This is a genomic window from Vibrio pectenicida, from assembly GCA_024347015.1.
Lineage (GTDB): Bacteria > Pseudomonadota > Gammaproteobacteria > Enterobacterales > Vibrionaceae > Vibrio > Vibrio pectenicida.
This window is the reverse complement of sequence record AP024889.1, coordinates 2,837,305-2,859,076: the sequence shown is the minus strand read 5'-3', so window position 1 is coordinate 2,859,076 and position 21,772 is coordinate 2,837,305. Positions and strand designations below refer to the sequence as shown.

Annotated in this window: 15 protein-coding genes; 7 read left to right on the top strand and 8 right to left on the bottom strand. The window is 42.8% G+C overall.

What is annotated here, in order from left to right; genetic code table 11:
* Positions 1-101: 101 nt before the first annotated feature.
* The 3 genes from argF to OCV27_RS13055 all read right to left on the bottom strand — a co-directional run bounded on the left by argF (position 102) and on the right by OCV27_RS13055 (position 2,983).
* Entirely contained in the window at positions 102-1,106 is a 1,005-nt protein-coding gene (gene argF, locus OCV27_RS13065; protein ID WP_125319929.1) for an ornithine carbamoyltransferase, read from the bottom strand.
* 106 nt (positions 1,107-1,212) lie between these two features.
* Positions 1,213-2,589, bottom strand: a complete 1,377-nt coding sequence (locus tag OCV27_RS13060; protein ID WP_125319928.1) for a PhoH family protein — start codon at positions 2,587-2,589, stop codon at positions 1,213-1,215.
* Between the two features lie 271 nt (positions 2,590-2,860).
* Entirely contained in the window at positions 2,861-2,983 is a 123-nt protein-coding gene (locus OCV27_RS13055; RefSeq protein WP_281272826.1) for a hypothetical protein, read from the bottom strand.
* 77 nt (positions 2,984-3,060) lie between these two features.
* Here OCV27_RS13055 and rapA point away from each other — a divergent pair, with 77 nt between their 5' ends.
* Positions 3,061-5,970 carry an RNA polymerase-associated protein RapA gene (rapA, locus tag OCV27_RS13050; protein ID WP_125319927.1) on the top strand — a complete coding sequence of 970 codons (2,910 nt, stop codon included), beginning with the start codon at positions 3,061-3,063 and terminating at the stop codon, positions 5,968-5,970.
* 86 nt (positions 5,971-6,056) lie between these two features.
* Here rapA and OCV27_RS13045 read toward each other — a convergent pair whose 3' ends face one another.
* On the bottom strand, positions 6,057-7,328 hold the full coding sequence (locus tag OCV27_RS13045; protein ID WP_125319926.1) for an NRAMP family divalent metal transporter: 1,272 nt from the start codon (positions 7,326-7,328) through the stop codon (positions 6,057-6,059).
* A 178-nt stretch (positions 7,329-7,506) separates the two neighbouring features.
* Here OCV27_RS13045 and OCV27_RS13040 point away from each other — a divergent pair, with 178 nt between their 5' ends.
* The 4 genes from OCV27_RS13040 (at position 7,507) to OCV27_RS13025 (ending at position 11,598) form a co-directional block, all read left to right on the top strand.
* Positions 7,507-8,244 carry a pseudouridine synthase gene (locus tag OCV27_RS13040; protein WP_125319925.1) on the top strand — a complete coding sequence of 246 codons (738 nt, stop codon included), beginning with the start codon at positions 7,507-7,509 and terminating at the stop codon, positions 8,242-8,244.
* A gap of 35 nt (positions 8,245-8,279) precedes the next feature.
* On the top strand, positions 8,280-9,257 hold the full coding sequence (locus tag OCV27_RS13035) for a D-2-hydroxyacid dehydrogenase (RefSeq protein WP_125319924.1): 978 nt from the start codon (positions 8,280-8,282) through the stop codon (positions 9,255-9,257).
* A 173-nt stretch (positions 9,258-9,430) separates the two neighbouring features.
* On the top strand, positions 9,431-10,603 hold the full coding sequence (locus OCV27_RS13030) for a YjgN family protein (RefSeq protein WP_125319923.1): 1,173 nt from the start codon (positions 9,431-9,433) through the stop codon (positions 10,601-10,603).
* Positions 10,603-11,598, top strand: coding sequence for a M48 family metallopeptidase (locus OCV27_RS13025; RefSeq protein WP_125319922.1), 996 nt, complete (start codon positions 10,603-10,605; stop codon positions 11,596-11,598). Before OCV27_RS13030 ends, OCV27_RS13025 begins: the two co-directional genes overlap by 1 nt.
* A 57-nt stretch (positions 11,599-11,655) precedes the next feature.
* Here OCV27_RS13025 and OCV27_RS13020 read toward each other — a convergent pair whose 3' ends face one another.
* The 3 genes from OCV27_RS13020 to pepA form a co-directional block, all read right to left on the bottom strand.
* On the bottom strand, positions 11,656-14,514 hold the full coding sequence (locus OCV27_RS13020; RefSeq protein WP_125319921.1) for a valine--tRNA ligase: 2,859 nt from the start codon (positions 14,512-14,514) through the stop codon (positions 11,656-11,658).
* A gap of 215 nt (positions 14,515-14,729) precedes the next feature.
* Positions 14,730-15,182, bottom strand: a complete 453-nt coding sequence (locus OCV27_RS13015; RefSeq protein WP_125319920.1) for a DNA polymerase III subunit chi — start codon at positions 15,180-15,182, stop codon at positions 14,730-14,732.
* Positions 15,183-15,234: 52 nt separating this feature from the next.
* The gene (pepA, locus tag OCV27_RS13010) at positions 15,235-16,743 is read right to left on the bottom strand and encodes a leucyl aminopeptidase (RefSeq protein ID WP_125319919.1); all 1,509 of its coding nucleotides are present in this window, start codon (positions 16,741-16,743) and stop codon (positions 15,235-15,237) included.
* A gap of 191 nt (positions 16,744-16,934) precedes the next feature.
* Between pepA and lptF the strand changes: the two genes are divergently transcribed.
* Positions 16,935-18,038, top strand: coding sequence for an LPS export ABC transporter permease LptF (lptF, locus tag OCV27_RS13005; RefSeq protein WP_125319918.1), 1,104 nt, complete (start codon positions 16,935-16,937; stop codon positions 18,036-18,038).
* 3 nt (positions 18,039-18,041) lie between these two features.
* Entirely contained in the window at positions 18,042-19,112 is a 1,071-nt protein-coding gene (gene lptG, locus OCV27_RS13000) for an LPS export ABC transporter permease LptG (protein ID WP_125319917.1), read from the top strand.
* Positions 19,113-19,165: 53 nt separating this feature from the next.
* On the opposite strand, the gene mutS is transcribed toward lptG, so the two are convergent.
* Positions 19,166-21,727 (bottom strand): DNA mismatch repair protein MutS, encoded by a 2,562-nt coding sequence (mutS, locus tag OCV27_RS12995; RefSeq protein WP_125319916.1) that lies wholly within the window; start codon positions 21,725-21,727, stop codon positions 19,166-19,168.
* Positions 21,728-21,772 lie beyond the last annotated feature (45 nt).

Genomic DNA, 21,772 nt, shown 5'->3' with positions numbered 1-21,772 from the left:
ATTTGGTTACTACCTCCAGATAAATTGCAGAGCATTATACGCTGAAGATAGGCCAGCGCAAGCGTTTACGTCTAAGCCTAAATGTGCAAATATTGTCGATACTAGTCTCCTAGTGTGGCGACCATCACAGCTTTAATGGTGTGCATACGGTTTTCAGCCTCATCAAAGACTATCGAATGTCGAGACTCAAATACTTCCTCGGTGACTTCGAGCCCACTCATACCATATTTTTCAGCTACTTCCTTGCCTATAATGGTCTCGTCGTTGTGAAAAGCAGGTAAACAGTGCATGAACTTTACATTAGGATTGTCCGCTTTTTCTATGGTGTTCATATTGACCTGATAAGGTCTCAGTTGCGCTACCCTTTCGTCCCAAGATTCTGAGGCTTCTCCCATCGACAGCCAAACATCCGTGTAGAGAAAGTCACAGCCTTTCACACCTTGCTCGATATTTTCGGTAAGGGTAATATTCGCCCCAGTTTGTTTAGCGATATGTTGACTGGTTTCTACTAGTTCCTTTTTCGGCCAATAAGCTTTGGGAGCAATGAGCCTAATATCCATGCCCATTTTAGCCGCACCAACAAGTAAAGAGTTACCCATGTTATTACGCGCATCCCCTAAATAAGCGAATGTGATGTCATGTAATTGCTTTCCTTGGCTATGTTCTAACATTGTCAGTAAATCAGCCAGAATTTGAGTTGGATGAAATTCATTTGTTAGGCCATTCCATACTGGTATGCCTGAATATTGTCCTAACTCTTCAACAATGCTTTGTTCAAACCCGCGATACTCGATGCCGTCATACATTCTACCCAGCACTCTAGCAGTGTCTTTCATCGACTCTTTATGACCAATTTGAGATCCTGAAGGCCCTATATAAGAGACTTGGGCACCTTGATCAAAGGCTGCGACTTCAAAAGCGCAGCGGGTGCGAGTGGACGCTTTTTCAAAGATCAAAGCGATATTTTTTCCTGTGAGTTTTTTTTGCTCGGTACCTGCATACTTAGCTTGTTTAAGATCAGAGGCTAAACCGATTAAGAATTGGATTTCTTTAGAAGAGAAATCGAGCAGTTTGAGAAAATTCCTGTTGCGTAAATTAAAAGCCATAGTAACCCCAGATTTAAAATTTCTACCAAGGCCTTTTATAACTAAATATGTAGTGATTGTGAATATTTATTTTTGCGGGATACATGAAGTATCCCGCGATAAAAGATTATAAATTTTCTTCAGCAAACTCAGCTAAGCGACTTCGCACCACGCCATTGAGGTGAACATTGGCACTTCCTTCGAAGCTTTTGAAGCGTTCGACCATATAGGTTAGCCCCGATGTAACAGGGGTTAGGTAATGAGAATCAATTTGCGCTAAGTTACCAGAGCAGACGATTTTGGTTCCTTCACCACAACGGGTAATAATGGTTTTAATTTGGGAAGCGGTTAAATTTTGACATTCATCAAGCAATACAAAAGCGTTCTGAATTGATCGACCACGCATAAAGTTGATTGATTTAAACTGAATGTTGGCTTTATCACAGATGTACTTCATTGACCCCTCTGTGCAGTGATCATGCTTGTGCAGAGCTTCGAGAGTATCAGTCACAGCAGCAAGCCAAGGGAGCATTTTTTCTTCTTCTGAGCCAGGTAAAAAACCAATAGATTCACCAATGTCTGGCGTATTTCGAGTAACTATAATCTTATCGAACATGCCTTTTTCTATGGTTTGTTCCAGTGCTGATGCAAGAGCAAGAAGTGTTTTACCGCTGCCTGCTGCGCCTGTCATAATGACTAGATCAATCTCAGGATCAAGAAGTGCATCAAGTGCCATTCCTTGATAAATATTTTTCGGGGTAATATCCCAAGCGCGTCGATTCATCATTCGCTCTCGGCTTAAATCTTTAAGAGTGATCTTATTGGGTTTGATGTCTTCAACTCGCCCTGCAAAATCACTACCTTCATCGATAACGTATTGATTAATGTATGTGGGTTCGAACGGTTCACGGTCGAGTATATGATAAGTATGACCTGCGTAATTTTTGCTTTCAACTTGGTCAATGTTACTCCAAAACTCTCCTTCTATCTGTTGGAACCCTTTTGTTAAGTATTGGACGTCATCAATCAATTGGTCAGTACGGTAATCTTCAACAAAGCGAACGCCTGCACCTTTAGCACGCAAGCGCATGTTAATATCTTTGGTGAGTAAAATAACTTCACGTGGCGCTCGTTTATTTTGTAAATACAACACACCATTGAGGATACGATTGTCACCCGCCTTATCGGCAAAAGCTTTAACAGTTTCTTGTAGCTCAAAATCTGCAAGAATTGAGATATGTCCTGTGTATTCTTTATCGCGGTTGATAGGAATCCCTTCGGAAATTTCGTCGGGTGTGGCATCTTTAAACATGGCTTCCATTGCCCTGATAGCCACTCTTGCATCGCGAGCAACGTCGCGTTTGCTGTCTTTTATTCGGTCAAGTTCTTCGAGGACAGTCATAGGTATGACGACGTCGTGCTCTTGAAATGAATAAATAGCTAAAGGTTCGTGAAGAAGGATGTTGGTGTCTAGGACAAAAAGTTTCCGATCCGTGTCACCCATAAGCGCTCCTTGCCGAGATACGGCTGATTTGCCAATCACAATTACTTGTTTCTTGGCTTACTTGCGTTGGCTTGTAGCATGACGCAGGTCACTTGGAGATCGCTGTCGGATAGCGTTTATGCTACAAACCCGTGTTGATCGTCATATGAAATAATGCATCTCTTGTGCCAGTCGAAAAAATGACGCCAAAACTTGCACTTTCATTTTTGAGTATAAGTCAGATATCCGACTCTCCCTGTTAGAACTGCCATTCTTTTCTTACAGTTTGATGTCATGCAAAAGATGAAGAAAAAATTGTTGTTTTTTGAGGTGTTTGTGCGTGACCAGTATCACAGCTTAGAGTAATATTAGCGGCCTTTTTTGCGTGATAGTTGGCGATAAATTCTCCTGCCATCAAACTGTCACCTTGTGCAAGAATAACTAAGATATTTTGACCCGTTTTTTGAATTCAACAGGTGAGGTAGTCAATTCATGACATTTGCTTTGGGCCAGCGCTGGATAAGCGATACAGAAAGCGATTTAGGTTTAGGAACTGTGGTTGCATTGGATAATCGTACAGTAACACTTATGTTTGCAGCTTCTGAAGAAAACCGAGTTTACGCTCGTAGTGATGCGCCTGTTACCCGTGTAACATTCAACACTGGTGATCTCGTAGATAGTCAAGAAGGATGGTCACTTAAGGTTGAGCAGGTCATTGAAGAGCAAGGCTTATATGCTTACATAGGGACTCGTGAAGACACAGGTGAGCAAGAAGTGACTTTGCGTGAGATCATGCTTAGTAATCAAATTCGTTTTAATAAACCACAAGACAAATTGTTTGCAGGCCAAATTGATCGCATGGATAACTTTGTACTGCGCTATAGAGCTCTTGTGAACCAATATGAGCAGCATAAGAGCCCGATGCGTGGTTTGTGTGGTATGCGTGCTGGTTTGATTCCACATCAGTTGTATATTGCCCATGAGGTTGGTCGCCGACATGCGCCACGTGTTCTTCTCGCTGATGAAGTGGGTTTAGGTAAAACGATTGAAGCGGGAATGATTATCCACCAGCAGGTGTTAGCAGGCCGTGCTGAACGTATTTTGATTGTTGTACCGGAGACATTACAGCATCAGTGGTTGGTTGAGATGATGCGCCGCTTCAATTTACATTTCTCTATTTTTGATGAAGATCGTTGTATTGAAGCGCTTACTGATGCTGATAACCCATTTGATACGCAGCAATATGTTCTTTGCTCTTTGGATTTTCTGCGCAAAAGTCGCAAGCGCTTTGAGCAAGCCTTAGAGGGAGGGTGGGACTTATTGGTTGTAGATGAAGCTCATCACCTTGAATGGAACTCTGAGAATCCTAGCCGCGAATATCAAATTGTAGAGGGCTTGGCTGAAAATACACCTGGGGTATTACTTCTGACTGCAACTCCTGAGCAGCTGGGCCGTGAAAGTCATTTTGCTCGACTGCGTTTACTCGATTCTGACCGATTTTTTGATTACCAATCATTTGTCGAAGAGGAAGAGCAATATGCGCCAGTTGCTGATTCAGTCAGCGCTTTGTTTTCTGGTCAATCTCTATCCAATGAGGCTAAAAATCAGATCACTGATCTGCTGACAGAGCAAGATGTTGAACCTTTGTTCCGTATTATTGAAAGTGATACCGAAGAAGCCTCAGCCGTGAGTGCTCGTCAAGAATTGATTGATAATCTTATGGATCGCCATGGTACAGGTAGAGTGTTGTTCCGTAATACTCGCGCGGCCATTAAAGGTTTCCCAGTTCGTAATGTCAATTTATTGCCGATGCTGATACCTTCTCAATACACCACGTCGATGCGTGTATCAGGCTTGATCGGTGGAAAGATAAGCCAAGAAGCAAGAGCCTTAAAGAATCTATACCCTGAAGAAATCTTTCAAGAATTTGAAGGTGATGAAGCCAGCTGGTGGCAGTTTGATCCGCGAGTGAATTGGCTGATCGATAAAATTAAGCAAAAGCGTAGTGAAAAAATACTCGTTATCGCTTCGCGTTCCACGACGGCTTTGCAATTAGAGCAAGCGCTACGCGAGCGAGAAGGTATTCGGGCAACGGTGTTTCATGAAGGTATGTCTATCCTTGAGCGAGACAAAGCAGCAGCCTATTTTGCTCAGGAAGAAGGCGGCGCTCAGGTACTTATTTGTAGTGAAATCGGTTCTGAAGGACGCAACTTTCAGTTTGCCAATCAGTTAGTGATGTTCGATTTACCATTCAACCCAGACTTGCTTGAGCAGCGTATTGGCCGCTTAGACCGTATTGGACAAAACCGAGATATTGATATCCACGTCCCTTATTTAGAGCAAACATCCCAGGCTATTTTGGCTCGTTGGTTTGATGAAGGCTTAAATGCTTTTGCTGATACCTGCCCAACTGGGCGAGCGGTTTATGATGAGTTCTCTGGTCGTTTAATTGAAATGTTAGCCACAGGCGATACTACAGAGCTCGATGAGGTGATTAGCCAGTCTGCTGATATGAATCAGACTTTGAAGTCTCAACTTGAGCAGGGTCGAGATCGTTTACTAGAAATGCACTCAAACGGTGGTGATAAAGCGCTAGAAATTGTCGATAAGATAGCAGCCACAGATGGTGATACCAATCTGGTTACTTTTGCCTTAAGTCTGTTTGATACCATAGGTCTTAATCAGGATGATAAAGGTGAAAACGCTATAGTTGTCACGCCATCTGAGCATATGATGGTACCAAGCTACCCTGGTCTTCCTTATGAAGGTGCGACGATTACTTTTGATCGTGATACGGCTTTATCTCGTGAGGATATGAATTTCATCAGTTGGGAGCACCCGATGATTCAAGGGGGCATAGATCTTCTTATGAGCGAAGGGGTGGGGGCGGCTGCGGTTTCTTTATTGAAAAATAAGGCACTGCCTGTCGGTACTATGTTACTTGAGCTGATTTATAAGGTGGATGCACAGGCACCAAAGCGCAGTGGTATCAGCCGCTTTTTGCCCGCAACACCGATTCGCTTGATGCTGGATGGCAAAGGCTGTGATTTGTCTGAGCAGGTTGAGTTTGAAAGCTTTAATCGCCAGCTGAGCCCTGTTGGACGTCATATGGCCGCTAAATTAGTTTCATCGGTTCAGCCTCAAATACACCAAATGATCACCGCTGGTGAATCATTTATTATCGATAAGGTGACGGCTGTACGTGAGCAGGCGCAACTAGATATGAAAGTCAGTTTGAATGCAGAATTAGAGCGTTTACAAGCACTAAAAGCCGTCAACCCAAACATTCGAGACGAAGAGCTGACGACAATTGAAGAGCAAATCAAGCAGTTAGAGGTTTATATTACTAAGGCTCAATTTCAGCTTGATTCACTGCGTTTGATCGTTGTATCTCATAACTAAATAAGGTCAGTACTATACCCTGCCGATGAAAAATAAAGGCCTGATTAATCAGGCCTTTATTTTTTGTGGTATGGGTTAATTGTAATTTATACCAATGATCGCCACCATAAAAAGACGGCTAAAAAGCTAAACAAATAGATAAGGCCTGCAATTGATAGCCACTTCATAGGTTTACTTAACGCTAGATATTTGGGTAATTCAGTTTGTGACACAAGTAGAAAGTTAAGCAAGGCAAAAAATGGTGCAGTAATAAAGGCAATAGCCATAGCAAAGTCGAGCATGGTCATTAGACTTGACGCCCAAAAGACAATAATCGAAAGTGCAGCTATTGAAATCACTATCATCCATATTTGCGTTACTTTAGGGTTTATTTTGGTTTGGTCTTGCAATAGGCGCTGTGATTCAGAAATAGCGCGACTGTAACCATCAATAACGGTAATAGTGCTACCAAAGATACAAAGAAAGGCTACAGTTGCAATAAGATAGCGAGACCACTCACCAATCGTAGAGGTGTATAAACTGACTAGTTGATGAGAAAACCCTAAACCTGACTTTGAAAATTCCAAATCACTGCCATGCAGAACCAGTGCTCCAAGTGCGAGAAATACAATTGCTAGGAGTGCTGTACCTATATAGCCGATATTAAAATCAAATAGAGCCGATTGAGCAGTAACTTCACTTTGTTTTTGCTGGCTTTTTAACCACATTGAGGTCACGGTTGATATTTCCATAGGGGCTGGCATCCAACCCATCATAACTATAATAAAGCCAATACCAGCCATTGACCATGGTGATGGCGATTCAAACGAGGAGGGGACCTCTATTGGGTTGTTAGTCGCAATCATTACAGCTGTTAAGGTTGAAACAATAAGCACAACCATTATGGATTTAGAAACAGTATTTAGAGCTTTATAGTGGCCAGCGATTAAAATACCAATACAAAACGCTAATATAATTGAGCATAATGTAGTAATTGATACTTTAAATGGAATAAAATATTCCAATAGGCTAGCACTAAATAGAAGCAACGCTCCTGTAGTGATTACTCCACAGATTATATTCATACTAGCAAACAGCCAAAGATAAGCATGACCAAGTTTTGCATAGCCTTCTACCAAGCTTTCACCTGTACCGACAGTATATTGTACACTGGCGCGAAAAAAAGGGTATTTTAAAAGGTTTACTAATAAGATTAAGGCGACAAGTTGCCAACCATAGATGGCTCCAGCTTTAGTCGAAGCGACCAAATGAGAGCCACCCACAGCAGCGGTTGCCATCATAATGCCTGGGCCCAGTGAGCGAGAGAGTTGTGACAGAGATAATTTGCTTTCATTCTCTGTTGTGGAGATAGTATCCATATGATTCCTTGGGTATAACCTTGTGTTGCTTAAATAAATTGGCGTACGAATATCACATTTTATTGGTACGTTAAAACTCATTTACATTGAAAAAATTAAATAAGACCTTAATATGTTTGATTCATCACATAGATGCTTGCTTATGGTGTTTTATTTATTATTAAAATAAGGGGTATTTATGGCGATGCAGTACTATTGTCCGCCGACAGAACCTTGGATAGATTCTATATTTGAAGACCAAGATATCATCATAGTGAACAAGCCTTCAGGTCTTTTGTCTGTGCCGGGACGAGACAAAGGGCATTATGATAGTATGTGGAGCCGCTTGAGAGATCTCTATCCAGATATCCAATCTGTCCACCGCCTTGACATGTCAACTTCTGGTTTGATGCTTTTTGCTAAGAACAAACCGACCGAGTCGGCGCTAAAAAAGCAATTCCAGTTTCGCCTTACCCACAAAGTATATTACGCGCGAGTTTGGGGTGAAATGGAAAAAAAACAGGGAAGGATAGACTTACCGCTTATATGCGACTGGCCAAATAGACCAAAACAAAAAGTGTGCTTTGAGCAGGGTAAAGCCTCACAAACTGAGTTTGAAGTGGTGAAGCGTGAAAAAGGCACCACGATTGTGCGTTTATTGCCTATTACTGGGCGCTCACATCAATTACGTGTTCACATGCAAGCATTAGGTTATCCTATTGTCGGTGATGAGTTTTATGCGCAAGGTGATGCGTTCGAGAGTTTTGAACGTTTGGGTTTGCATGCCGCTGAGCTGAGCTTTTATCATCCAGCTGACGCAAAGCTGCGATGTATTTTTGTCCCTTGTGATTTTTACCCGCAGGCGACGCCAGTGATTCAAACCTATTTTGACCCTGTCGACAATTTACCAGACTATAAAACCTTGCCACGCCCGTAGCGTACTTTTAGTCAAAAGCCTTTAAAGGAGAGCTTATGTTACAGCCTGCTGAGTCTGCACTAAGCATTGTATTTTTAGACCGCGCTTCTATCCCCGCGCAAATTGAATATCCACCACTTCCATTCGAGCATCAATGGACTGATTACGATCAAACAACCAAAGGGCAAGTGGTTGAGCGTCTTAAAGGTGCCGCTATTGCTATCACTAATAAGGTTGTGCTTGATAGAGAGAGTTTAAGCCAACTACCTGACTTAAAACTTATAGTGGTCGCCGCTACTGGTTTTAATAATATTGATGTGAGCTTTTGTAAGGAGCGAGGGATTGCGGTAACAAATGTGCAGGGATATTCGACCCCTTCTGTTCCTGAACATGTGATTGCCATGATGTTTGCGCTAAAGCGTAATTTAAAGGGGTACCATAATGATATCGCGGCAGGGGAATGGCAGCGTACTGAACATTTTTGCTTCTTTACTCATCCAATTAGTGATGTGACAGGTAGCACGCTTGGCGTGATTGGTAGTGGTGCAATTGGTCAAGCTACGGCAGGGATGGCTAAAGCCTTGGGGATGAATGTCGTATTTGCTGAACGAAAAGGCGTAAAAAATTGCCGAGCAGGTTATTTGCCTTTACAGCACGTTATTGAAATGTCAGATGTATTGACGCTACATTGTCCTTTGAATGAACAAACGCATCATATTATTGGGCGTGAAGAGTTGCTGGCAATGAAAAAGACCTGCGTGTTAATTAATACCGGAAGAGGTGGCTTAGTTGATGAAGAGACTTTAGTTGATGCTTTGAAACAAGGACAGATTGCAGGGGCTGGAGTCGATGTGTTTAGTCAAGAGCCTGCCGATATATCTAATCCGCTCATTGCGAATATGGATCTTGCTAATTTATTGCTCACACCACATGTCGCTTGGGGTAGTGAATCATCCTTTCCCAAAATTGCCGAGACATTAGCTAGCAACATTGTGGCTTTTGTACAGGGTCGGCAGCAAAACCGAATTGTTTAGTCGTTATCTGTGGTGCTGATAATTAAATGTAAAATTGTTGAACTTATCTGGTTTTTATTTGCGATGCATATCAACTGGTAGTAGTTTCATTGGGTGAATGAATAAAATCAATAAGGAAAATGTAAGAAATTGTGCGGCTAATCTTTTAGTCAACAATTTTGGATACATAACAAATGGAAAAACATATTACTAACTCTGTCGAGTTTAAGGGTGAGGGTAGGGAGTTTTTTGGTATTTGGATTGTAAATATCTTGCTCTCAATCATTACATTGGGCGTTTATTCTGCTTGGGCTAAAGTGCGAACCAAACGTTATTTTTATGGTAATACTCATCTTGCTGGGGATAGTTTTGAATATCATGCTCAGCCAATGCAAATTTTAAAAGGCCGCTTGGTTGCCTTAGTGGCATTATTTGTCTGGGGTATTGCTAACTCATTTTCTCCTATTGCTAGCCTTGTATTAATTCTGCTTTTTTATATATCCCTGCCTTGGCTGTTATGGAGTAATGCTCGTTTTGATGCAGCCATGACAAGTTACCGCAATGTTCATTTTTCTTTTAACGCCTCACTGAAAGAGGCGTATAAAGTAATCGTTGGCCGTGAAATAGGGGCATTGATTATCGTTAGCCTCTATTTTGCCATTATGGTTGCGGTCGCTAGTGTTTCAATGCTGGTGGCTGGTGTATTAGGGTTAGGTTTATTTATTTTGTTAGCCGTGGTTTATGCATGGATTGTTGCTGGCGCGCAGAAGTATTTTTCTAATGGTTTTCAATTTGGTGAGTGGAAGTTTAGCGCAAAGATTGAAACAAGATTTTTTATTAAAACGTATCTTAAAGCGATGGCTTTCGCTCTTGTCACCACAATGCTTCTTATTCTTGCAATTTTTTCAACATTATTGTCAGGCGCAGATTTTGCCGCGATCCAAAGTGGTGATTTTAGTTCCTTGATGAGTGAGTCACCATTTATGGTATTTGTTGTGAGCTATGTAGGGCTAATTGTCATAACTATTGCGCTGACTGCATACACAACAACACGTGTTCGTAACTATGTATTCTTTCAATTAATCGCTAAGACGCAGCAAAATGATAGCGTTCAATATCAGTTTAACTCAAGCATGACCGTTCGTGGTTATACTTGGCTGGTCATCTCTAACTTCTTGCTTCAGGTTGTTACTTTAGGTATTGCAAGGCCTTGGGTGATGGTAAGAACAACGCGTTATATCGCAGATAATACAGCAGTGTTTGGCGATATGAGCTTGTTGAAGGTCAGCGATCAATCTGCCAATATGAAATCGGCTATTTCGGATGAAATGGCTCAGACATTCGATGTTGGTATGGGTATTGGCTAATGCTGTTTGAAGGAGTGGCGTTTGCCCCGCGCAGTTCAGAGCGTCACTCTGCTCAGCTTGATGTTTCTCAGACCAATCATTTAAGCTTGAAAATCAGTGGGGATATCGTCAGCTGTGATCTAGAGCTCGCCGATATAAGTGCTCCGCTGGGCAAGCTTCCAGTGAAATTTACCTTTCCTAATGGGTGGGTTTTTACGGTAGAAAGAAGCGAGGATGTGGATCAGTGGTTAGCGTCCAATCAGAAAAGCAGTTTAGTTGACAAGATGGAGTCGAATTGGATTGCTTGGCTGCTATCGGCAATCATGTGTATTTGTTTAGTGTTGAGTTTTTATTTTTATGTCTTGCCATGGACAAGTGATAAAGTTGCCAAAGCCATCCCTGAACATATCGCGCTGGCTCTGGGCGATAAAATTCTAGAAAGCTTAGATAGTAGTTGGGAAGAAAGTGAAATAAGCTCTGAAGAGCAACATGAGATTCGCTTACGCATTACTCAGCATCTTGCCCAGCTAGAAACGCTGCCTTATCCAATTGAAGTGGAATTTCGAGCGTTAGAAATGGGGGCGAATGCGTTTGCTTTGCCAGGCGGGAAAGTAGTCTTACTCGATGAGATTGTCGAACTTGCCCAAAATAAGCAGCAACTCGATAGTATTATTTTGCATGAAATTGGCCATGTTTATCATCGCCATATGCTAAAAAAACTTGTCCATTCAAGTCTTTTGTCTGTTGGCGTGGCTTTGTTAACTGGGGAAGGTTCAGGAGTGGTCGATAACTTGGCAGGTTTGGGTGTGTTTTTCCTGTCTAATGGTCATTCTCGAGAAGCTGAACTAGAAGCGGATGTCTTTTCAAAACAAGCTATGCAGAGTTTGTACGGTACGAGCCAGCCTTTGGCTGAGATGTTTGAGTTACTTCATGAGCAAAATCGCCCGGACATACCTGAATGGATGAGTACTCATCCTGACTTTGAGCAGCGAATCCAAGCTGTACATGAACAATAAAAATAAAAAAGGCAGCGCACTTCACTCGCTGCCTTTTCTTTAACTGCTATTTGGTACTTAAAGTGCCGCGATAGTGGTTTTCTGCTCTTCTAGTTTTACTAGCATTTCTTTATAACCTGCTAGTTTTTCCCGTTCTTTGGCAACCACAGCTTCAGGCGCTTTAGCAACAAAGCCTTGATTACCTAGCTTACCTTCAAGACGTTTGATTTCGCCGAAAGTTTTCTTTATTTCACCATCTAAGCGCGTCAGCTCTGCATCTTTGTTGATAAGTCCGGCCATAGGGATCATCAACTCAGACTTAGCCACAAGTGCAGTAGCGCAGGCTGATGTTTCTTCGCCAGATTCAAGAATACGTATCGATTCAAGCTTCGCTAGAGACATGAGCACTTGTTTATTTGCTTCAAGACGTGCGGCGTCTTTACCGTCTGCAGCTTTCAGCATCACCTCAAGTGGTTTGCCTGGGTTGATGTCGTATTCAGCTCGCAAGTTACGGATGCTGGTGATAAAAGACTTCACCCACTCAATATCATCAAGTGCTTCTTGGTTGAAGTTTGCTTGGTTATATTGAGGCAGGGGCTGTAGCATTATAGTTTCACCGTCCACGCCTTTAACTAGCGGTTTCACGCTCTGCCAAATGGATTCCGTTATGTATGGAATTACTGGATGTGCAAGGCGAAGCGTTTTCTCTAACACTGTGATTAACGTACGACGTGTGCCACGCTGTAAAGCTTGATTACCTTTCCAAAGTACAGGTTTTGTTAGCTCTAAATACCAGTCACAGAATTGATTCCAGATGAATTCATAAATAGTATTTGCCGCCATATCAAGACGGAAGTTATCAAGGTGGCCATTAAAATCAGCCGCAGCCAGCTCAAATTGAGATTCGATCCACTTGTCTGCCAGTGAGTATTCAATTTCCTCTGAACCGAAACCACAATCTTGTTCTTCAGTATTCATCAGTACGTAACGACTTGCGTTCCATAACTTATTACAGAAGTTTCGGTAGCCCTCTAAACGCTTCATATCCCAGTTAATATCACGACCAGTAGAAGCCATAGCTGCTAAAGTGAAACGCAGCGCATCAGTGCCATAAGGTTCTATGCCATTTTCAAAGGTTTTACGTGTGTTTTTCTCAATTTTCGCTGCAAGTTGCGGCTGCATCATATTACCGGTGCGTTTCTCAACGAGAGACTCAAGGTCGATGCCGTCAATCATATCGATTGGATCAAGAACGTTCCCCTTTGACTTAGACATCTTGTCACCGTTTTCATCACGGATAAGACCTGTCATGTAAACTGTCTTAAAGGGTACTTGCGGTTTGCCGTTGTCATCTTTAACGAAGTGTAGCGTCATCATTATCATGCGAGCTACCCAAAAGAATATGATGTCAAAGCCAGAGACGAGTACATCTGAAGGGTGGAACCGTTTTAGTGCATCGGTATTTTCTGGCCAGCCCTGAGTACCAAATGTCCAAAGAGCGGAAGAGAACCATGTATCTAGTACGTCATCGTCTTGGCGAAGAACGATAACTGGTGCTAGATTGTGTTGCTCACGCACTTCCTCTTCTGTACGGCCTACATATACGTTACCGTTGTTGTCGTACCATGCAGGGATGCGATGTCCCCACCACAGCTGACGTGAGATACACCAGTCTTGAACATCACGCATCCAAGCGAAATACATATTTTCGTACTGCTTAGGAACGAATTGAATATCGCCATTTTCCACAGCTTCAACCGCAGGTTTAGCTAGAGGAGCAGTGCGAACATACCATTGGTCAGTTAGAAGTGGTTCGATTACCACACCGCCGCGATCACCGTAAGGAACAGTGAGATCGTGATCTTTAATTTCTTCCAGAAGGTCTAAATCATTGAACTCTGCAACGATCGCTTTACGTGCTGCGAAACGCTCCATGTTATGGTATTTAGCAGGTAGTTCGCTTGAGTATGCATCGCTGACTTCACCATTAGTGTTAAACACTTCAGCTGCATCACGGATGTTCGCATCAAAGGTTAGAATGTTGATCATTGGTAGTTGGTGGCGTTTACCAACTTCATAATCGTTGAAGTCGTGCGCAGGGGTTATCTTCACGCAGCCCGTGCCTTTCTCCATATCAGCGTGTTCGTCGCCTACAATAGGGATAGGACGGTCAACGATAGGAAGAAGGATCTCTTTACCGATAAGATCTTTGTAACGAGGATCTTCTGGGTTAACGGCAACACCAGTATCACCAAGTACGGTTTCTGGGCGAGTTGTCGCGACAACAATGTAATCTTTACCTTCTGCGGTTCTAACCCCATTTGCGAGAGGGTAACGGAAATGCCACATGTGGCCTTTTTTATCTTTGCTTTCAACTTCAAGATCAGAGATTGCAGTATGCAACTTAGGATCCCAGTTGACTAAACGCTTGCCACGATAGATAAGATCGTCTTCATAAAGGCGAACGAACACCTCTTGAACTGCATTAGATAGTCCGTCATCCATAGTGAAGCGCTCACGCTCCCAATCGACAGAAGCGCCTAAGCGACGAAGCTGCTTGGTAATGGTACCGCCAGACTCGCCTTTCCATTGCCAAATCTTATCGATAAAAGCATCACGGCCGTAATCATGCTTGGTTTTGCCTTCTTCTACAGCAATTTTACGCTCTACAACCATTTGCGTCGCAATACCAGCATGGTCGGTACCGACCTGCCAAAGCGTATTTTTGCCCCTCATGCGTTCAGCACGGATGAGAGTATCCATGATGGTGTCTTGGAATGCATGACCCATATGCAGGCTGCCAGTGACATTCGGTGGCGGGATCATTATGCTGTAGGAGTCTTTTGTTGTGTCACCGTGTGGCTTGAAGTAGCCTTGTTCTTCCCAAGCTTGATATAAAGCTTGTTCAATTGAAGTTGGGTTATATGTCTTTTCCATAGTGCTCATATTTCCTCGTCATCGATGGACTTGTCGCGGTATCTATAACATCGGCAAACCAAATCAAACATCACTTGGATATTCATCGGGTTTGGATCAAGTATCATTCTGCGCTAGGCCCAGGCATTCGAAGGTTGGTTCTGGTTAAATTTAATTGGTATCAATCTTTATAAGTGAGAGATCTCGGATAAGATCGCCTTAACTATAAGGATTGACTATGTTTTATGGTCTATTTCGATCGTTTGCAATTGATATCCAGCTTGACGATAGATTTTATACCTTTCTCGCGCGAGTTGCTTGGCTTTTTCTTCGCAAGCAACGAAGTCTACCACCTCTGCAAACTTGTTCGCAAAGGTTGTCTTATTATTAGCCAAATTTATCACCAGTTGGCGGTTCCATGAAGGATTGACATCTTGATATCCGATCTCGATATGAGTGCCGTATTTTGGCCCTTCTCCCACTAAGTTATGAGCTAGAAACTGCTCGGTATCGACTTGCCAAAAATATTCTGCTAGCAATTCTGCTTCATGCTTATTCTCACAATTGAGGTATATCTTGGCTCCTTGCCGAGAAAAATGACTGGCAAGGAAAATAAGGTATCGGAGAAAACCAGGTCGCTTAGCTTGGGGCGAGTTAGGTTCAATAATGTAAAAAGTTGCCTGAGGCATAATATGTTACCGAATTAAAAAAGGGCCTTGCGGCCCTTTTCGTGTTTGGAAATTACTCTTCCGTTTCTTGGCCGCTTCGGTTTAATACAAACTGGACGAGCATTGAAACAGGACGACCTGTTGCTCCCTTGGTTGCACCAGATTTCCAAGCAGTACCTGCAATGTCGATATGAGCCCAGTGATATTTCTTAGTAAATTTGGATAAGAAACATCCAGCTGTTATGGTGCCACCAGGACGGCCACCTATGTTGGCCATATCGGCAAACGGACTTTTCAGCTGCTCGTGATATTCATCGGTCATTGGTAGACGCCATGCTCTATCGCTGGCTTGTTCGGATGCATTTACCAATTCATGCGATAGAGGGTTATGGTTAGATAAAACACCACTAATATGGTGCCCAAGAGCAATTACGCACGCTCCCGTAAGGGTGGCAACATCAACAACACAATCAGGGTCAAAACGCTCAACGTAAGTTAATGCATCGCACAGTACTAGCCGACCTTCCGCATCAGTGTTAAGTACTTCTACCGTTTGACCTGACATTGTAGTTAAGATGTCGCCTGGGCGATAAGCGTTGCTACCGGGCATATTCTCACAGCCTGCAAGAACACCGATAACATTAATTGGCAAGTTGAGTTTGGCTAGTGACTTCATAGTACCGAAGACTGAAGCTGCGCCACACATATCGTATTTCATTTCATCCATTCCTTCGCCTGGTTTGAGTGAAATACCACCAGAATCAAAGGTTAGCCCTTTACCTACTAGAACGATGGGCTTGGTATCTGGATCGGAGCTGCCTTTATATTCCATAATGGACATCATCGATTCATTTTTTGAGCCTCGGCCAACCGCTAGGTAAGAGGTCATGCCCAGTTTTTCCATCTCTTGTTCACCAATAATTTTAGTGGTGACTGTCTGGTAGTCATCTGCAAGACGTCGAGCCTGAGAGGCTAGGTAAGCAGGGTTGGCAATATTGGGTGGCATGTTGCCAAGATCTTTTGCAGCCTTTACTCCTGAAGCGATAGCTAAACCATGGGTGATCGCTTTTTCACCTAGATTGAGCTCTCGTCGAGTCGGGACATTGAATACAAGTTTGCGTAATGGACGGCGAGTTTCCGGTTTGATACTTTTGAACTGATCAAATGTGTATAAGCTATCTTTTGTTGCTTCAACAGCTTGACGCACTTTCCAATATGTATCACGTCCTTTAACATGTAGCTCGGTTAGGAAGCAGACCGCTTCCATTGAACCAGTTTCGTTTAAAGTGTTAATGGTTTTTTGAATAATTTCTTTATACTGGCGTTCTCCCAGTTCACGTTCTTTACCACAGCCGACAAGTAAAACGCGCTCGGACAGCACTCCAGGCACTTGATGCAGTAACAACATCTGCCCTGGTTTTCCTTCCAGATCACCACGACGAAGTAGTGAACTGATATAGCCGTCGCTGATTTTATCTAGCTGTTCAGCAACTGGAGAGAGACGGCGTGGTTCGAATACACCCACAACAATACAAGCACTACGTTGTTTCTCTGGGCTACCACTTTTTACACTGAACTCCATGCGTACTCCTACATCCTGAAGACAAATAGAACTAAATGTTAGATAATGGCGTCTTACTTGTGGATTCCTTGTTTGGAACGACGAGTAAATAAGCGCGTTAACAGTTAGCCAAAATTTCAAATAATAAAAGGTTCAACGGGAAATTATAGTGATTCAATTAAAAAAACAAGTTTTGTATAGGTAATTTCAACGTGATTATTGTTAGATATTTGATCCGCGAGACACTCAAGAGCCAACTGGCGATCTTTTTTATCTTGTTTTTGGTGTTTTTAAGCCAAAAACTGATCAAAGTTTTGGCTGATGCCTCAGATGGTGATATCCCCGCTTCATTGGTGATGAATTATGTTGGCTTGAGTATGCCATCAATGGGGCTATTAATGCTGCCTCTAAGTTTGTTTCTTGGTATTTTGCTGACCTTTGGGCGTTTATATGCGGAAAGTGAAATCACCGTTATGAATGCAACGGGGATTGGCAATAAATTTCTCATTAGGGCAGCACTTTACCTAGCGGTGATTACTGGTCTAATTGCTGGCGCGAACGCATTTGTTTTTTCACCAATGAGCCAAGAAAAACTCATTCAGCTTGAAGAGCAAGTGGCAGCTGAAAATAATGTTGATATGCTTCAAAAAGGACAATTCCAAGGTACGCCTGATGGATCCTCTGTCGTCTTTATTGATGATATTGAAGACAAAAAGCTTAAACATGTTTTTGTTGCCCAGATGCGCCCGCGCGGTTCAATTTTGCCTAGTGTCTCATTTTCACAATCAGGCGAAGTTAAAGAGCTCAGTGATGGTCGGCAAGTAATTCGTATGTTTGATGGTGTCCGCTACGAAGGCGTACCGACCCGTCTGGATTATATGGTCACAGATTTTAAACAATATGAAGGCTTAATTGGCCAGCGTGACGTTAAGCCTAAAGGCCGTAATTGGGAAGCAATTCCGACTCTGCTACTTATTTCTAACCCTGACCCACGCGCTCAGGCTGAATTGCAATGGCGGATCTCTCTTGTTGTATGCATACCGCTGTTAACTATGTTGGTGGTGCCATTATCCGCGGTTAATCCCCGCCAAGGTCGCTTTGCTAAAATGGGCCCTGCGATACTGATTTATTTGGCTTATTTCTTATCAATCAGTGCCACCAAATCAGCATTGGAAGATGGTTCTATTCCTGCTTTTATTGGTATGTGGCCGATCAATGCTGCATTACTACTGACTGCAATAGGGATCAACTCACTGGAGAGCATTCCAGTGAGGCGGATTAAAGATAAACTAAGACAACGAAATAAGGCCGTATAAGCTGTGTTTAAAATCCTCGATCTTTATATTGGTAAGACTATTATTGCCACTACATCGTTAGTACTGGCAACCTTTGTTGGCCTGTCTTCGATTATTAAATACGTAGAGCAGTTACGTAAGGTTGGACAAGGTAGTTATGATTTACTGCAAGCGTTGCTTTACGTTGTCTTGAGCATTCCTCGTGATATTGAAATGTTTTTTCCTATGGCGGCTTTACTAGGGGCTTTAATTGGGCTTGGGATGTTGGCCTCAAGCTCTGAATTGGTTGTTATGCAGGCCTCTGGTTATTCCAAACTCGATATTGGTTTATCGGTGCTTAAAACAGCAGTGCCTTTGATGGTATTAGTCACTTTACTTGGTCAGTGGGGGGCTCCTCAGGCTCAAAAGATGGCCCGAGATCTACGGGCATTTAGTACTTCTGGTGGTGCCATTATGTCGGTACGTACAGGAGTTTGGGCCCGTGATGCCAATGATTTTATTTTCATCGGTAAAATCGATGACGATAAATTGTACGGCCTAAATATGTGGCGATTTAATAGCGATAAGCAATTGGAAAGTGTGGTTTATGCAGCGCAAGTAGATTACTTGTCTGAGAATACTTGGTTAATGAAAGATGTTCAGTTAACAGAAATGGTTGATGAAATCGAAATATCTAAAACCAATTTACCTGACTATCGATGGACGACGTCACTAGCGCCAGACAAACTTGCAGTTGTAACTGTAAAACCAGAAGAGCTCTCTTTAGGTGGTCTATTTGATTATGTTTATTACCTTAAGGCGTCTGAGCAGGACTCTTCACGATATGAATTAGCACTGTGGCGAAAAGTAACGCAGCCTTTTTCTATTGCTGTCATGATGCTGATGGCGCTGTCATTTATTTTTGGCCCATTACGAAGTGTGACCATGGGAGCTCGGATTTTATCTGGAGTCGTAGCTGGTTTTACTTTTTATATTTCTAGCGAATTTTTCGGTCCATTGAGTTTGGTATATAACATTCCTCCAGCGTTTGGTGCTGTGATGCCGAGTATGGTATTTTTGACTGTAGCTTTAGTATTACTTCGAAGAAAACTTTAGTTTACGCGCTATTCAAAGAGAGGGCTGCAAATCGCAGCCCTTTTTTACATTTGTTATAATAGCTTTTTTAATCGATACAAAGCTTCTAAAGCTTGACGTGGTGTTAGATCATCAGGGTCGATCTTGGCAAGAGTTTCTTCAACTTCACTTGGCTCTGGAATTAGGCTAAGTTGGTTTTTTGTGTCTACTGAATGCTTGTTTTTTTTGTTTTCAGCTGAACTCAGCTGTTCCAATTGAGTCAGTTTGATTCGTGCATGTTTTATGACGCTTTTGGGTACACCGGCAAGCGCCGCTACTGCTAAACCATAAGATTTACTCGCGGCACCTTCTTGGACTGTATGCATGAAAGCAATGTTGTCGCCATGTTCTACTGCATCTAAGTGCACGTTAGCTAGGTGAGGTGTTTGATTTGGCAATTCAGTTAACTCGAAATAGTGAGTGGCAAATAGAGTCATAGAACCTAGCTGTTTTGCTAACCATTCTGCACTGGACCAAGCGAGAGATAAGCCATCGTAGGTGCTTGTTCCTCGACCGATCTCATCCATAAGAACCAAACTCTTGGTTGTAGCATTGTGGAGGATATTCGCTGTTTCTGTCATTTCAACCATAAAAGTAGAGCGCCCTGAAGCCAGGTCATCTGATGCACCAATACGGGTAAATATACGATCAATAGAACCAATTTTAGCTGACTCTGCAGGGACATATGAACCAATATGAGCCATTAATGCAATCAGTGCTGTTTGGCGCATATAGGTAGATTTACCGCCCATATTTGGCCCTGTTATAATCAACATCTTTCGCTCAGAGTTGAGTTTTATTGGATTGGCGATAAACGGCTCGTCTAGTACTTGCTCGACAACCGGGTGACGGCCAGATTGGATTTCGATGCCTGTTTCTTCCGTCAGTATCGGACGACAATAATCTAGGTTGTCTGCTCGTTCAGCAAGGTTTTGCAGTACATCAATCTGAGAAATAGCAGAAGCTAGGTTTTGTAATTTCTCTAAATGGGGCAGTAGTAGGTCAAACAGCTCTTCCCATAATTTTTTTTCTAGTGACAGCGCCTTGGACTTGGAATTTAGAACTTTGTCTTCGTGTTCTTTGAGTTCAGGAATAATATAACGCTCTGCATTTTTTAACGTTTGGCGACGAACATAATGAGGAGGAGCCAAGTGACTTTGTCCTCGACTGACTTGGATGAAGAAGCCGTGAACATTGTTATAACCGACTTTTAAACTATCGATACCGTGGCGCTCTCTTTCATCCTTTTCAAGTTTTTCAAGATACTCAGCAGCACCTTCTGCTAATTTACGCCACTCATCGAGTTCATCGTTATAGCCTTCTGCAAGAACACCCCCATCTCTAATTACGACAGGTGGATTGTCTTTTATCGCACGTTCTAGTAGTTCACAGATGGTCTGCTGCGGTGCTGCATAATTGGTAAGGTCAGTCAGGTATGGGTGAGCCAAACTTCCCATTGTGTCAGCCAAGCCTGGTAGCTGCTGCATCGCATGGCGCAGCCGTGCTAGATCTCGAGGGCGTGCACTGCGTAAAGCAAGGCGAGCTATAATACGTTCGATATCGCCAATTTGTTTGAGTATTGGGTGGAGCTCTGAAAATAAAACTAATTCTTTGAGTTCGCTAATAGCATCGAGGCGATGATTTAAGGTTTTAATATCTCGCATTGGTTGATGCAACCAGCGTTTTAGCATACGGCTTCCCATCGCTGTCGCACTATGATCCAACACCTCTGCTAAGGTATTTTCTGTCCCACCGGAAAGGTTTTGAGTAATTTCTAAATTGCGTCGCGTTGCTGCATCAAGAATAACTGAGTGATTTTGTTGATCGTAAGTGAGAGAGCGAATATGAGGCAGAGCAGTGCGTTGTGTATCTTTTACGTATTGAATCAAGCACCCAGCGGCGCATAATCCAAGCGTTGACTTCTCTACCCCAAAACCAATTAAATCTCTTGTGCCAAACTGTTGGTTGAGTTGTTGTTTTGCGGTATCTAACTCAAATTCCCAAATTGGGCGACGGCGATTGCCATTGCGTGAGGCCATAAGGTCAATAGGGGAAAAGTCCTCAGGAAAGAGTAGTTCTCTTGGTGAGGTACGCTGTAATTCTGCTGCCATTTCTTCTTCTGTTTGCGGTTCCATTAATTGAAAACGCCCAGAAGTGACATCTAATGTTGCATAACCAAATTTACCGTCTTGGTGATATATAGCAGCGATAAGGTTATCAATTCTTTCAGAAAGCAGTGCTTCATCAGTGACAGTGCCTGGCGTAACGATACGTACTACTTTACGCTCGACGGGGCCTTTACTGGTGGCTGGATCGCCAATCTGCTCGCAGATAGCAACAGATTCGCCAAGTTGGACCAGTTTCGCTAAATAGCCCTCAACTGCATGAAATGGCACTCCCGCCATTGGGATAGGCTCGCCAGCAGAAGCTCCACGCTTTGTCAGTGAGATATCTAACAATTGAGACGCACGTTTAGCATCATCATAAAAAAGTTCGTAGAAATCCCCCATCCGATAAAATAATAATATATCCGGATTTTCAGCTTTGAGCTTATGGTACTGCTGCATCATGGGAGTGTGTTTTTGTTCAGCTTTCACGGGTAATTTCTTTCGTTTATGTTTATTGCGGCTTAGGATACGTGA